Below are 13880 nucleotides of genomic sequence, written 5' to 3' on the forward strand. Positions count from 1 at the left end.
GTCAGACCTCCTGGGTGGGCGCCGAGGTCGACGCCGCGTCACTGCGAGGGGCCGCGAAGACCCAGTACCTGTAGATGAAGAAGTTCCAGACGGTGGTGACCGCGGTCGTCACGACCTTCGCGCCCACCCACCCGATCGGTGTGACGGCCAGCAGGGCCACCAGGCCCGACGTCGCCACGAGGTTGACGGCCACCAGGATCGTGTACCGGACGAGGGCGGTGCCGTGCGTCCGCTCGGAGCGGAAGGCGAGTCGCTGCAGAGTGTACGTGTACGCGAAGCTCAGCAGGAAGGCGACCGCGGTCGCGATCCACACGGGCCATCCGAGCAGCTCGTGGAACAGCGCGAGCAGCCCGAGATCGACCACGAAGGCCGACCCGCCGACGAGCAGGTACCGGACGACCCCGTTGTCGAGGAGCGCACGGAAGCCGCGAGGCGACGGCCTCGCGTCGCCGCCGTGCCCGCGCTCGGCGCCGCCGGGACCCCCGGCGCTCACTCGGCCGAGCCGTGGAGGACGCGGTCGACGACGACGTGGGCGGGCAGGAGACCTGCGCGCTCGGCGGCGGCGTCGCCCTCGCCCCGGGCGAGCGACATGAAGCGCTCGAACTGCGCGGTGAGCGGCTCCTGGCTCGTGACCATCTCCGGGATCTCGATCACGGTCTGCTGCTTGTAGCCCCGGCCCTCGCCGTCCGCCGAGTTCTCGGAGACGTGGTGGTAGACCGTCACGTCGCGACGGAGCAGGTCGATCTCGACCAGACGGTCGAGCTCGTAGACGCTGATCTGTCGGATCTTCCGCTGGCCGACGCGACTCGCGGAGACGTGGGCGACCCCGCCGTCAGCGTAGCCGAGGACCGCCTCGGCGACGTCCTCCGAGTCCGGACCGGACGTCGGGTGGAAGTGCCCGAGGGACGACGTGACGGTCGTCGGCTCCGTCCCGAGGAACCGGAGGCTGAGGTCGACGTCGTGCACCAGGAGGTCCCAGCCGACACCGGTCCGGATGCGCGGCGCGTACGGCGAGTGGCGGACCGACGACATGTGCAGCGGCTGCTCGATGATCGACGCGGCGGTGAGGACGGCGGGGTTGTAGCGCTCGAGGAAGCCGCACATGAGCGGGACGTCCCGGGAGTCCGCCTCCGTCACGATCTCGCGGGTGACCCCGAGGTCGGCGGCGACCGGCTTCTCGATCAGGAGCGGGGTCCCCGAGCCCAGCACCTCGAGCGCGATGGGGCGGTGGTGCTCGGTGGGCGCGGCGACGACTACCGCGTCGACGTCGTCGAGGTCCGGCAGCTCCGGCAGCCAGGTGGCTCCGTAGCGTCCCGCGACGCGACGGCCGCCCTCCTCGAACGGGTCGACGAGGGCGACCAGGTCGGACTCGGAGGACTGCGAGATGACGCGGGCGTGGTGGCTGCCCATGATGCCGGCCCCGACGAGCACGACGCGCTGGCGGGCCATCAGGCGTTCACCCCGACGCGAGCCGCGATGCGGTCGGCGATGAGCGCGACGCCGTCGTCGCCGACGTGCGGGTGCACCGGGAGCGACAGCACCTGGCCGACGACCTCGGCGGCGACGGGGGTCTCCTCCGTGCCGATCTGCGGGTGGCCACGGTAGGCCGCGTAGTCGCCGATGAGAGCCGGGTAGTAGACGCCGGACCCGACGCCGTCCTCGGCGAGCTGCGAGCTGAGCTGGTCGCGGCTGAGGCCCGCCTCCTCGGTGACGCGGATCGTGTACTGGTGCCACACGTGGCGGCGACCCTCGAGCTGGCGGGGCGGCACGATGCCGCCCACCTCCTCCAGGCGTGCCGTGAGCGCTGCGGCGTTCCGCTGGCGTGCCTCGACGATGCCCTCGTACCGCGCGAGCTGCGGCACGCCGACGGCAGCCTGCAGGTCGGTGAGCCGGTAGTTGTTGCCGGGGAACTCGTACTGGTAGCGAGCCCGCATGCCCTGGTTGCGGAGGACACGCAGCTTGTCGGCGACCGCGTCGTCGGAGGTGGTGATCATGCCGCCCTCGCCCGTCGCGATGTTCTTCGTCGCGTAGAAGGAGAAGGTGCCGATGCCGAACGTGCCGGCGAAGCGACCGTCGTACATGGCTCCGTGCGACTGCGCGGAGTCCTCGACGACGGCGAGGCCGTGCCGCTCGGCGACGGCCATGATGGGCGCCATGTCGGCCATCTGGCCGTAGAGGTGCACGGGCACGATCGCCTTGGTGCGCTCGGTCACCAGCGCCTCGACGCTGGCCGGGTCGATGTTGAAGTCGTCCCGGCGGATGTCGGCGAACCGGACGGACGCGCCGGTGCTGAGCACCGCGTTGACGGTCGCGACGAACGTGAAGGGGGTGGTGATGACCTCGTCGCCCGGGCCGAGGTCGATCGCCTCCATGGCGGCGATGAGCGCGGTCGTGCCGTTGTTGACGGCGATCGCGTGCTCGGCGCCGAACGCCTCGGCGAACGCCGCCTCGAACTCGGCCACCTTGGGGCCCTGGGCGATCATGCCCGACCTGAGGACCTCGAGGACGGATGCTTCTTCTTCCGGGCCGAAATCGACTCGCGAGATGGGGATCATGAGAATTCCAGACTGGGGGCCGCCCCCCGATCGCGTTTTATGCCACCGTCCAACATACCCTGGAGGCGAGCTGGCCTCAGCCAGGACACCCCCGAACGGAGCACGATGAACGACATCCACCCCACCGCCGTGATCGAGGGCGACGTCCGCCTCGGCTCGGGGAACGTGATCGGTCCGTTCGTCGTCGTGCGGGGCCCGGTCACGATCGGCGACGACAACTGGCTCGGCGCCGGCGTGGTGGTCGGCGCCCCGCCCGAGGTCCGCTCGTTCGAGCACCCGGGCCTCTCGTCGGAGAGCGCCGGCGGCGGCGTCGTCATCGGCTCGCGCACCGTGATCCGCGAGGCGGCCCAGGTGCACCAGGGCTGGAAGGGCGTCACGACCGTCGGCGACGACGCCTTCGTCATGAACCAGTCGTACGTCGCTCACGACTGCGTGCTCGAGGACGGCGTGACCCTGGCGTCGAGCGTGCTGCTCGCCGGTCACGTCCACGTCGGCGCGGGCGCCAACCTGGGCCTCGGCACGACCGTGCACCAGACCAGGTCGATCGGCCGCGGGGCCATGGTGGGCATGGGCTCGGTCGTGACGCGCGACCTGCCGCCGTTCTCCAAGTCCTGGGGCTCACCCGCGCGGGTCGCCTCCGCCAACGTCGTCGGCATGCGACGAGCGGGCCACGAGGAGGCGGTCGTCACGGCCCTGGCACGGGCCTACGAGGACGGCCGCACGTCTCCCGCCGACCTCGAGGAGCTGGGCCTCGCTCATCTGCTCGAGCCCTGACGGGTCGGCGACGGGGGCGCCACTACGAGCGAGGGGCGTGCGGATCCCCGCACGCCCCTCCTCTGGTCCGTCGCTCAGCTGCCGAGCAGCGCCGCGAGGTACACGCCGTAGCCGCTCTTGGCGAGCGGAGCCGCGAGCGACGCGAGGTGCTCGTCGTCGATCCAGCCGTTGCGCCAGGCGATCTCCTCGATGCAGCCGATCTTGTGGCCCTGGCGGTCCTCGATGACCCGGACGTACTCGGACGCCTGCATCATCGACTCGAAGGTGCCGGTGTCGAGCCATGCCGTGCCGCGGTCGAGCACCTGCACCTGGAGCGCGCCCGCCTCGAGGTAGCGCTCGTTGACGGTCGAGATCTCGAGCTCGCCGCGAGGACTCGGCTCGATCGTCTTCGCGATGCGCACGACGTCGTTGTCGTAGAAGTAGAGCCCGGGCACGGCGTAGTTGCTCTTGGGAGCCGCGGGCTTCTCCTCGATCGAGACCGCACGGAACGAGTCGTCGAACTCGACGACCCCGTAGGCCTTCGGATCGGACACGTGGTAGGCGAAGATCGTCGCGCCCTCGACGTCGGCGTTCTTCTTCAAGTTCGAGCCGAGGCCGACGCCGTGGAAGATGTTGTCGCCCAGCACGAGCGCGACGCTGTCCTCGCCGATGAACTCCTCGCCGATGACGAACGCCTGGGCCAGGCCGTCGGGCGACGGCTGGACCGCGTACTCGATCGTCATGCCGAGCTGCGACCCGTCGCCGAGCAGGGCCCGGAACTGGTCGTTGTACTCGGGCGTGGTGATGACGAGCACCTCGCGGATGCCGGCCATCATCAGCGTCGACAGGGGGTAGTAGACCATCGGCTTGTCGTAGATGGGCATCAGCTGCTTCGAGATGCCCTTCGTGATGGGCCAGAGCCGCGTGCCGGAGCCCCCGGCGAGGATGATGCCCTTCACGCTGCGCCGCCCTGCTGGTCGAGGCTCGCGTAGAAGGCGCGCATGTCGTCCCACGTCGGCAGGAGACCCGCGTCCGCCGCCTCGGACAGCCCGGGGGCCGCCGTGTCCTTGGGGGAGAGCAGGGCCTCGCCCGCCTCGGGCGGGAACACGAGGCCGATCTCCGGGTCGAGGGGGTCGATGCCGTGCTCACGCTCGGCGTCGAAGGTGTCGGTGACCAGGTAGCTGACGGTCGCGTCGTCGGTCAGCGCCACGAAGGCGTGGCCCAGCCCCTCCGCGAGGTAGATGGCGCGCCGGTCGACGCCGTCGAGCAGCACCGAGTCCCACTGGCCGAAGGTGGGCGAGCCCACCCGGATGTCGATCACGTAGTCCAGGACGGCGCCGTGCGTCGCGGTCACGTACTTGGCCTGCCCGCGGGGCACGTCGGCGAAGTGGATGCCACGGACCACGCCGCGCTTGGAGACGGAGGTGTTGGCCTGGCGGAGGTCGATGCTGTGGCCGATCGTCTCCTCCAGCCGGTCGAACCGGTACCACTCGAGGAACACTCCCCGATCGTCGCCGAACTGCTTCGGCGTGATCTCGTAGCTGTCTGGGATCTTCAGTTCACGGATCTGCACCCGGACACCCTACCGCGACCGGTTATCGGACCGGGGTGGAGCTCCGGCGGCGACCTCGCGCCCCGCCGCCCCGCCACGCCGCCCGGTCGGATCTCCCCGGCTAGGATCGACCGACATCCGCGACCGACCACATCAAGGAACTCTCGTGAAAATCCTCGTCACCGGCGGAGCCGGCTTCATCGGCTCCAACTTCGTCCGCCGCACCCTCGAAGACGCGTACCCGGGGCTCGAAGGTGCCGAGGTGGTCGTCCTCGACGCCCTCACCTACTCGGGCAACCTCGAGAACCTGGCAAGCGTCGCCGACTCCCCCCGCTACCGCTTCGTCCAGGGCGACATCCGCGACGGCGCCCTGCTCGACACCCTCTTCCCCGAGGTCGACGCCGTCGTCCACTTCGCGGCCGAGTCGCACGTCGACCGCTCGGTGCGCGACGCCTCGATCTTCGTCGAGACCAACGTGCTCGGCACGCAGCAGCTGCTCGACGCCGCCCTGCGGAACGACCTGGCGCGCTTCGTGCACGTCTCGACCGACGAGGTCTACGGCTCCATCGCCGAGGGATCCTGGGCCGAGGACCGCCCGCTCGAGCCGAACTCCCCCTACTCCGCATCGAAGGCCGGCAGCGACCTGCTCGCCCGCAGCTACCACCGCACGCACGGCCTGAACATCTCGATCACGCGCTGCAGCAACAACTACGGCCCGTACCACTTCCCCGAGAAGGTCATCCCGCTCTTCGTCACGAACCTGATCGACGACGTCCACGTGCCCCTGTACGGCGAGGGGAACAACATCCGCGACTGGCTGCACGTGGACGACCACACCCGTGGCATCGCCATGGTGCTCGTCGGCGGCCGTGCGGGCGAGATCTACAACATCGGCGGCGGCACCGAGCTCACCAACAGAGAACTGACCGAGATGCTCCTCGAGGCCACCGGCAAGGACTGGTCGTACGTCGACCGCGTGCAGGACCGCCTCGGCCACGACCTCCGCTACTCGGTCGACATCTCGAAGATCCGCGCCGAGCTCGGCTACGAGCCGCAGGTCCCGTTCGCCGAGGGGCTCGCCGAGGTGGTGCAGTGGTACCGCGACAACCGCCAGTGGTGGGAGCCCCTCAAGGAGCGCGCGGCCCTCGCATGAGCCCGATCTCCCCTGCGAAGTACCTGGTCACCGGAGCCCGCGGCATGCTCGGGTCCGACCTCGTCGAGGCCCTCTTCGGCCGTGACGTGACCCTCCTCGGCCGGGCCGACCTCGACGTGACCGACCGCGACGCCGTCCTCGCGGCCGTCCAGGGCCACGACGTCGTCATCAACGCCGCCGCCTACACGGCCGTCGACGCCGCCGAGACCGACGAGGAGGCGGCCCTCGCGGTCAACGGGACCGCCGTGGGGCTGCTCGCCGAGGCCGCCGCCTCCGTCGGCGCGACGTTCGTCACGGTCTCGACCGACTACGTGTTCGCGGGCGACGCCACGGAGCCCTACGCCGAGGACGAGCCCCGCGATCCCCTGAACGCCTACGGTCGCACCAAGGCCGTCGGCGAGGAGGCGGCCCTCGCGGCCCACCCGGACGGCACGTACGTCGTGCGGACGGCGTGGCTCTACGGCCGCCACGGTGCGAACTTCCCGAAGACCATGCTCGGCTTCGCGGCGACCCGGGACACCCTCTCGGTGGTCGCCGACCAGGTCGGGCAGCCCACCTGGACGATGGACCTGGCCCGTCAGATCGTCGCCCTCGTCGACTCCGACGCCCCGGCCGGGATCTACCACGGCACGAACTCGGGCTCGACGAGCTGGCAGGGCTTCGCGCAGGAGACCTTCCGGCTCGAGGGCCTCGACCCCGAGCGGGTCCTGCCCACGGACAGCTCGGCCTTCGTCCGGCCCGCCGCACGGCCGGCGTTCAGCGTGCTCGGGCACGACGCCTGGGCCCGGGCCGGGCTCAGCCCGATGCGACCGTGGCAGGAAGCCCTGGCCGAGGCCTCCGCCGAGGGCGTGTTCGTCCACGACACTCCCTCCGACGGCTCCGCCGACGGACGATGACGACCCTCAGGGTCGTCATGGACCAGATCCTCGCGCCCGTCCCCGGAGGCATCGGCCGCTACACGAGCGAGCTCTCGAGGGCGCTGGTCCTCACCGCGCCTCGGGGCTGCGACGTCCAAGGGGTCGTCGCGGCGCACCCGCAGGCCGAGTACGACCGGCTCACCGACCTCGTGCCCGGGCTCAGCGGGCTGGCCAAGTCGCCCCTCGGCCGTCGTGAGCTGTCCCTCGCCTGGCAGGCCGGCATCGCCGGGCTGCCGGGGCGGGGCATGGTCCACGCCACCAGCCTGCTGGCTCCCCTCGGTCGCCACGACCGGGGCCTCGCCCCCGGCAACCAGACCGTCGTCACGATCCACGACACGGTGCCGTGGACGCATCCCGAGACGCTGACCCCCCGGGGCGTCCGCTGGCACAAGGCGATGGCGAAGCGCGCCTTCCGTCACGCGGACGCAGTCGTCGTGCCCACCCACGCGGTCGCGAGCGAGCTGCTCGAGCTCTTCCCCTTCGGCGACCGCGTCCGCGTCGTCGGAGGGGCCGTCAGCGACGACCTCCGTGTACCGGCCGACGCCGACGACGTGGCGGACGGACTCGGCCTGCCCGATGCCTACGTGCTCAGCGTGGGGACGATCGAGCCTCGCAAGGGGCTCGTGCCGCTCATCCGAGCGATGGCGCACCCCGACGCTCCCGACGTCCCGCTGCTCGTCGTGGGCCCGGAGGGCTGGGGCGACGTCCGCGTGACGGACGTGGTCGCCGAGGCAGGCCTCTCGCCCGAGCGGGTGCGCACACTGGGCTTCGTCTCCGACGCCCAGCTCGCCGTCCTCCTCCAGCGCGCGTCCGCCTTCGTCTTCCCGAGCCTCGCCGAGGGCTTCGGGTTGCCCGTGGTCGAGGCGTTGAGCCTCGGCACCCCCACCATCGTCTCCGACGCTCCTGCGCTCGTGGAGGTGGCCGCCGACGGCGCCGTCGTCGTTCCCCGTGAGGACGCCGAGGGCTACCCCGAGCGACTCGCGCAGGCGATGTTCCAGGTCGTCACCGACCTCGAGCTGGCCTCCCGCCTCGGCATCGCGGGGCTCGACCGGGCCAGGGCGTTCAGCTGGCGCGACTCGGCCGACAAGGTCTGGCAGCTGCACGCCGACCTCTGAGGCGGGCCCCGAGGCCCGCCCCGGCGGCGTGCCTCGTCATCCGGCGGTCGCCGTGGCCGTGGCCGTCGCGACGTCCGCGCGGATGACGTCGTAGTCGGGATAGACGTTCGAGTAGGTCGGCGGGACGATCTCGAGGTCGCTGATCTGCTGCTCCTTGGCCTTCAGGGCCAACTGCCCGAACGCGCCGAGAGCGGCCTGGGGGATGTCCGTGTCGACTGTCTGCACCCCCGCCGACGCGACCGACTGGAACTTGGACAGCACGGTGGCGGGCTGGAACTGTGACAGCAGCGCCTGCTGCACCTCGCGCTGACGTGCCATCCGGTGGTAGTCGTCCGAGCCGTGGCGGGCGCGGGCGTACCAGAGGGCGTGGTAGCCGTCGAGGACCTGCTCCCCCGGCTCGATCCACCCGTCGACGTTGATCGGGTTGCCGGCGCCGTCGACGCCGCCGTTGATGGGCAGGCGCCCTTCGGTGTTGTCCACCGAGATGCCGCCCAGGGCATCGATCAGGTCGACGAAGCCCTGCATGTCGATCAGCACGTAGTACTGGAGGGTGAGGCCGGTGACGCCCTGGACCGCGTCCCGCATGGCCTCGATGCCGGGGTTGCTGCCCTTCGACTCGGCGTCCGGGTAGAGCTCGGGGTGCTCTTCGCCGTAGGTGTAGAGGTAGCTGATCAGGCAGTCGTCGCCGCAGCTGTAGCCGTCGGGGAACTCGCCCCACAGCGGCGACCCCTCAGAGAACGGCGCGTTGTACAGGTTGCGCGGGATGCCCACGATCGTCGTGGCGCCCGTCTCGGCGTCGATGCTCGCGACCGAGATGCTGTCGGGGCGGAGCCCGGTGCGGTCGGCACCGGCGTCGCCGCCGAGCAGGAGGATGTTGTAGCGGCCGTTCACCGGGTCGGCGGCAGCGGCCTGCGAGGTGAAGAGCGAGTTCAGCAGGCCGTGCTGCACGCTCGTGAGGTACGCGCCCCACGCGACCGGCCCCACCGTCACCACGAGCAGGAGAGCCATGACGCCGGCGATGAACCCCCGCGCCGTGGGGGCGGTGCGGATGATGCGCACGAGGCGCAGCGTGTCGAGCGTCAGCACGACCCACAGCACCGCGTAGTAGATGAGGAACACCTGGACGACCGTCAGCGCGACGACGTTCGTCGCGACCTCGAGGAGGGGCGTGTTCCAGAAGAGTGCCAGGGCGACGGTGACCAGCACCACGGCCCACGACACGAGGGTCGAGCCGAGGCCCCACCGACCGAGCCGACGGCTCCCCGCGAGCACCTGGGCGGAGCCCGGGATGAGGACGTTGAGCAGCACGAGCGTCCACGCCCGCCTCGTCATGAACGAGGGGGACGTGACGTCGGGGTGCCGGACCGGCAGCGAGGCAGCGCTCACAGCGATCGCTGCAGGGCGGCGTTCTTCTCCTCGACGAGCTCGGCGAGGCTCGTCGCGTAGTCGGCGAGCCGCGCCGACAGGACGGGATCGCCGGAGCCGAGGATGCGGGCGGCGAGCAGGCCGGCGTTGGCGGCCCCGCCGATCGACACGGTGGCCACCGGGATGCCCGCGGGCATCTGGACGATCGAGAGGAGCGAGTCGAGGCCGTCGAGCTTCGCGAGGGCCACGGGCACGCCGATGACCGGCAGGGTCGTGACCGACGCGAGCATCCCCGGGAGGTGGGCCGCGCCTCCTGCGCCCGCGATGACCACGCGGATGCCGCGACCCGCGGCCTGCTGGCCGAACCGGATCATCTTCTCGGGCGTGCGGTGCGCGGAGACGACCTCGACCTCGTGGGCGATGCCGAACTCGGTGAGGATCGCGGCGGCGCTCTGCATCGTGGGCCAGTCGCTGTCCGACCCCATGACGATGGCCACCGTGGGCGCTCGCTCGGGCGTCGGGGCGGTCTCGGGGTCGGTCGTCTGGTCGGGCACGAAGGAGAGGATAGCCGTCAGTCCTCGAAGAAACGGACAGCGGCGCGCGCCCTCCCCCGGGCGTCCTCGAGGTCCGGCCCCGTGGTCGTGACGTGTCCGACCTTGCGGCCGGGCCGGGGCTCTTTGCCGTAGTCGTGCACTTTCGCCCCCGGCTGGTCCGCCATCAGGGCGGAGAGCCGGTCGGCCATCGTGCCCTGCGCAGGGCCGCCGAGCACGTTGACCATGACGCTCCAGGCACGGTGCGGGGTCGTGTCCCCGAGGGGCAGGTCGAGCACGGCCCGGAGGTGCTGCTCGAACTGGCCGGTGACGGCGCCGTCGATGCTCCAGTGCCCGGTGTTGTGCGGTCGCATCGCGAGCTCGTTGACCAGGAGGCGGCCGTCGGCCGTCTCGAAGAGCTCGACCGCCAGGACGCCCGTGACGCCGACCTCCTCGGCGACGACGGTGGCGATCCGCCGCGCCTCGTCCGCCAGGGCGTCGTCGGCGTCGGGGGCAGGGGCCGTGACCTCGGCGCACACGCCGTCGCGCTGCACCGTCTCGACGAGGGGCCACGCGGCGATCTCGCCGGAGGGCCGACGAGCGACCAGCTGGGCGAGCTCCCGCCGGAACTCGACGAGCTCCTCCACGAGCAGGGCGTCGGAGGCGCCCGCCGCGTCCAGCGACGCGAACCAGTCGTCCGCGTCGTCGGCCGAGCGCACGACCCGGACGCCCTTGCCGTCGTAGCCGCCGCGCGGCGTCTTCACGACCGCGCGCCCGCCGTGCTCGGCGAGGAACGCCGCCAGGTCGTCGCGACCACGGACGGCCGCCCACGCGGGGACCGGCAGTCCGAGCGCCGTGAGGCGCTCGCGCATGACGATCTTGTCCTGGGCCACGAAGAGCGCCTCGGGGCTCGGGTGGACCTCGACGCCGGCGTCGACCAGGGCCCGCAGCACGTCCTGAGGGACGTGCTCGTGGTCGAAGGTCACGGCGTGGACGTCCTTCGCGAACCCCAGCACCGTCTCCGCGTCGTGGTAGTCCCCCACCTGCGTGGCCGCCAGCCGAGCCGAGCTGCCCTCGGTCTCGGCCAGCACCGAGATCTCGATCCCCAGGTGGACGGCGGGCGGGACCATCATGCGGGCGAGCTGGCCGCCTCCGATGACGCCGATCCGGTAGGTCATGTCGTCTCCTCGTGGTGCACGTCGGGCAGGCGGCGCCGGACTCGCTGCGGGACCGGCTCGGACACCATCTTGGTCGATCCGGACGACCGGCCGGGTCAGGGGCGCCCGAGCCCGCGCGCCTCGAAGCCCTCCGCACGCCACGCCGCGAGGTCGAGCACGTTGCGCGCGTCGACGATGCGCCGAGCAGCCACGAGGTCGCCCACGCGGGACGGGTCGAGCTGGCGGAACTCGGCCCACTCCGTGAGCACGAGGACGACGTCGGCGTCGCGGAGGGCCGCGTCCGCGTCGGCCGCGTACTCGAGCTCGGGCGCGAGACGGGCGGCCGTCGAGTTCGCCTCGGGGTCGTAGACGCGCACGGCTGCACCGCGGGCGTGCAGCGCTCGGGCCACGTCGAGCGCGGGCGAGTCGCGGACGTCGTCGCTGTCGGGCTTGAACGCGACGCCGAGCACCGCGACGCGAGCGCCGTCCACGTCCCCGACGAGCTCCGCCGCGAGCTCGACGACCTTCGCACGTCTGCGGAGGTTGACCGCGTCGACGTCGGCGAGGAACGCCAGCGACTCGAGCCCGAGCTCGTCGGCGCGGGCCTGGAACGCCCGGATGTCCTTCGGGAGGCAGCCGCCGCCGAAGCCGAGCCCGGCGTTGAGGAACCTCCGCCCGATGCGGGCGTCGTGCCCGATGGCGTCGGCGAGCTGCGTCACGTCGGCGCCCGTCGCCTCGGCGATCTCGGCCATCGCGTTGATGAAGGAGATCTTGGTCGCGAGGAAGGCGTTGGCCGACACCTTGACGAGCTCGGACGTGGCGTAGTCGGTGACGATCCGGGGGGTCCCTGCCGCGAGGGCGGTGGCGTAGACCGCGTCGAGCCGGGCTGCGGCGAGCTCGCCGGCCGGCCCCGCGGGGACCCCGTACACGAAGCGGTCGGGCGTCAGGGTGTCCTTCACGGCGAAGCCCTCGCGGAGGAACTCGGGGTTCCAGGCGAGGTCGGCGCCGGACGCTCCCGCGCGCACCTTCTCGGCCAGGCGGGCGGCCGTGCCGACCGGGACGGTCGACTTGCCCACGACCAGCGCCCCCTCGGACAGCCAGGGCACGAGGGCGTCGACGGCGGCGTCGACGTAGGTCATGTCCGCCGCCTGGCTGCCCTGGGCCTGCGGCGTGCCCACCGCGACGAAGTGCACGCTCGCGTCGGCGACCTCGGACATGTCGGTGGTGAAGCGGAGCCGACCGCTCGCGACCGCGCGCGCGAGCACCTCGGGAAGGCCGGGCTCGAAGAAGGGCGCGTCGCCGGCGGAGAGCCGGGCGACCCGGGCGCCGTCGACGTCGACGCCGACCACCTCGTGCCCCAGCTCGGCCATGCACGCCGCGTGCACGGCACCGAGGTAGCCACAACCGATGACGGATATCTGCATGGGGACGTCGCTCCTACTCCGCCGGGCGCGGCCACGCGCCCGGGGTCGACTGGTCGAGTCGGCGGCGCTGCGCGACGAGGGTCGCGTCCGCCTCCATCAGGTCGTGCAGGGTCGCCTGCACCAGGTCGGCCCCCGGCACGTCCCAGAGCACGACCGGGCGGTCGAGCCCCGTGTTCACGAGCACGTCCCCGCTGCGGAAGAGGCTCTGCACGGCGTTCTTGCGCACGGTGAGGTCGTAGCCGCGGCTGTGCAGGAGCTCCTGACGCGACCGGACGACGAATCCGCGTCGCAGGACGATGCGCCTCGTCGTGATGACGTAGCGGCGACCGAGCCAGACGAGGAGGGGCACGAGCCACAGCAGCACCGCCAAGAGCACGGCAGCCGCACGCACGATCCAGTTCTGCCACTCGAGCTCGAACCAGCTGCTGAAGTAGCCGCCTGCGGCGCACACCGCGACGAGGGCCACCGACGGCCAGAACAACGCCCGGGAGTGCGGGTGCAGGCGCGCGACGACCTCTTCTCGGGGCTGTTGCTCGGCCGTGCTCACGGGGTCATTCATACCGCAGGTGGGTGACGTCGCCGGAGGACACGGCGACGGCGCCCCCGGTCGGCGGCTCGACGACCAGACGACCATCGTGGTCGATCGACGACGCCGTGCCGGTCAGGACCTCGCCCGAGGGCAGCTCGACGCGCACCCGGCGGCCGAGCGTGGTGCAGTCGGCGAGCACTCGGGCGCGCAGCCCGCTCGCCTCGGCGTCGCCCCCCGCGGACGCGAGCACGTCGACGAGCGCGACGACGTCGGCGAGCCACGCCGACAGGACCTGGTCTGCCAGCGCCTCCGTCGTCCCCTCGGCCCCGTGCAGCGACAACGAGGTGGACACCGTCGTCGGCAGCTCGTCCCGGGTCAGCGAGAGGTTGACGCCTGCGCCGACCACGACGGCCGACGCGTCGTCGCGCGCCTGGGCGAGGATCCCGCACACCTTGAGGCCGTCCACCTGGACGTCGTTCGGCCACTTCAGGCCGACCTCGCCCGTCCGGACGACGGCCGCGAGGGAGGCGCGCATCGCGACGCCCGCGGCGAGGGGCACCCAGCCCAGGGACTCGACGGGCATCCCTCGGCGCTCCACGAGTACGCTCACGGCGAGCGTGCGGCCCGGAGGCGCGGTCCAGGTGCGGCCGAGACGCCCGCGCCCGGCGGTCTGGGACGTCGTGGCGAGCACCGCCAGGTGCGGGGCCGACGCGTCGGCCAGCAGGTCCGCGTTCGTCGACCCGGTCTCGGCCACGTGCACCAGCCGCGGGCTGTGGGCCGCGCTCAGGGGGAAGGAGGCGCTCGTGGGGTCGGTCACGCCGCCAGCCTAG

At 72.0% G+C, this 13880-nt stretch carries 15 protein-coding genes; 4 read left to right on the forward strand and 11 right to left on the reverse strand.

What is annotated here, in order from left to right:
- Position 1: 1 nt before the first annotated feature.
- The 3 genes from RWM17_RS00135 to RWM17_RS00145 are packed head-to-tail and all read right to left on the reverse strand — an operon-like array spanning position 2 to position 2555.
- Entirely contained in the window at positions 2-493 is a 492-nt protein-coding gene (locus RWM17_RS00135; protein WP_314100536.1) for a GtrA family protein, read from the reverse strand.
- The gene (locus RWM17_RS00140; RefSeq protein ID WP_314100537.1) at positions 490-1449 is read right to left on the reverse strand and encodes a Gfo/Idh/MocA family oxidoreductase; all 960 of its coding nucleotides are present in this window, start codon (positions 1447-1449) and stop codon (positions 490-492) included. Before RWM17_RS00140 ends, RWM17_RS00135 begins: the two co-directional genes overlap by 4 nt.
- Positions 1449-2555 carry a DegT/DnrJ/EryC1/StrS family aminotransferase gene (locus RWM17_RS00145; RefSeq protein WP_314100538.1) on the reverse strand — a complete coding sequence of 369 codons (1107 nt, stop codon included), beginning with the start codon at positions 2553-2555 and terminating at the stop codon, positions 1449-1451. The genes RWM17_RS00140 and RWM17_RS00145 overlap by 1 nt, the downstream gene beginning before the upstream one ends.
- A gap of 105 nt (positions 2556-2660) precedes the next feature.
- On the opposite strand from RWM17_RS00145, the gene RWM17_RS00150 reads away from it, so the two are divergent.
- The gene (locus tag RWM17_RS00150; protein ID WP_314100539.1) at positions 2661-3329 is read left to right on the forward strand and encodes a UDP-N-acetylglucosamine acyltransferase; all 669 of its coding nucleotides are present in this window, start codon (positions 2661-2663) and stop codon (positions 3327-3329) included.
- A gap of 74 nt (positions 3330-3403) precedes the next feature.
- Here the strand turns inward: RWM17_RS00150 and rfbA are convergent, their stop codons facing one another.
- A complete protein-coding gene (rfbA, locus tag RWM17_RS00155) occupies positions 3404-4267 on the reverse strand; it encodes a glucose-1-phosphate thymidylyltransferase RfbA (RefSeq protein WP_314100540.1) in 864 nt (287 codons plus the stop codon).
- Complete coding sequence (locus RWM17_RS00160) at positions 4264-4881, reverse strand: dTDP-4-dehydrorhamnose 3,5-epimerase (RefSeq protein ID WP_314100541.1); 618 nt, start codon at positions 4879-4881, stop codon at positions 4264-4266. Before RWM17_RS00160 ends, rfbA begins: the two co-directional genes overlap by 4 nt.
- A 145-nt stretch (positions 4882-5026) precedes the next feature.
- On the opposite strand from RWM17_RS00160, the gene rfbB reads away from it, so the two are divergent.
- Genes rfbB through RWM17_RS00175 form a run of 3 tightly spaced genes read left to right on the forward strand, consistent with a single transcriptional unit; the run spans position 5027 to position 8045 of the window.
- On the forward strand, positions 5027-6013 hold the full coding sequence (gene rfbB / locus RWM17_RS00165; RefSeq protein ID WP_314100542.1) for a dTDP-glucose 4,6-dehydratase: 987 nt from the start codon (positions 5027-5029) through the stop codon (positions 6011-6013).
- Positions 6010-6909, forward strand: a complete 900-nt coding sequence (rfbD, locus tag RWM17_RS00170) for a dTDP-4-dehydrorhamnose reductase (RefSeq protein WP_314100543.1) — start codon at positions 6010-6012, stop codon at positions 6907-6909. Before rfbB ends, rfbD begins: the two co-directional genes overlap by 4 nt.
- Before the next feature lie 17 nt (positions 6910-6926).
- Positions 6927-8045: a glycosyltransferase family 1 protein gene (locus RWM17_RS00175; RefSeq protein ID WP_314100544.1), complete on the forward strand. Its 1119-nt coding sequence runs from the start codon at positions 6927-6929 to the stop codon at positions 8043-8045.
- Between the two features lie 36 nt (positions 8046-8081).
- Here RWM17_RS00175 and RWM17_RS00180 read toward each other — a convergent pair whose 3' ends face one another.
- The 6 genes from RWM17_RS00180 to RWM17_RS00205 form a co-directional block, all read right to left on the reverse strand.
- Positions 8082-9431 carry an LCP family protein gene (locus tag RWM17_RS00180; protein ID WP_314100545.1) on the reverse strand — a complete coding sequence of 450 codons (1350 nt, stop codon included), beginning with the start codon at positions 9429-9431 and terminating at the stop codon, positions 8082-8084.
- Positions 9428-9895: a 5-(carboxyamino)imidazole ribonucleotide mutase gene (gene purE / locus RWM17_RS00185; protein WP_314100573.1), complete on the reverse strand. Its 468-nt coding sequence runs from the start codon at positions 9893-9895 to the stop codon at positions 9428-9430. Before purE ends, RWM17_RS00180 begins: the two co-directional genes overlap by 4 nt.
- Positions 9896-9981: 86 nt before the next feature.
- Positions 9982-11118 (reverse strand): 5-(carboxyamino)imidazole ribonucleotide synthase, encoded by a 1137-nt coding sequence (locus RWM17_RS00190; protein ID WP_314100546.1) that lies wholly within the window; start codon positions 11116-11118, stop codon positions 9982-9984.
- A 95-nt stretch (positions 11119-11213) separates the two neighbouring features.
- Positions 11214-12521 (reverse strand): UDP-glucose/GDP-mannose dehydrogenase family protein, encoded by a 1308-nt coding sequence (locus RWM17_RS00195; protein WP_314100547.1) that lies wholly within the window; start codon positions 12519-12521, stop codon positions 11214-11216.
- A 13-nt stretch (positions 12522-12534) separates the two neighbouring features.
- Positions 12535-13068, reverse strand: a complete 534-nt coding sequence (locus tag RWM17_RS00200) for a PH domain-containing protein (RefSeq protein ID WP_314100548.1) — start codon at positions 13066-13068, stop codon at positions 12535-12537.
- Between the two features lie 4 nt (positions 13069-13072).
- Entirely contained in the window at positions 13073-13867 is a 795-nt protein-coding gene (locus tag RWM17_RS00205) for a biotin--[acetyl-CoA-carboxylase] ligase (RefSeq protein ID WP_314100549.1), read from the reverse strand.
- Positions 13868-13880: the final 13 nt, after the last annotated feature.

It is taken from the genome of uncultured Frigoribacterium sp. (assembly GCF_963515265.1).
GTDB lineage: Bacteria > Actinomycetota > Actinomycetes > Actinomycetales > Microbacteriaceae > Frigoribacterium.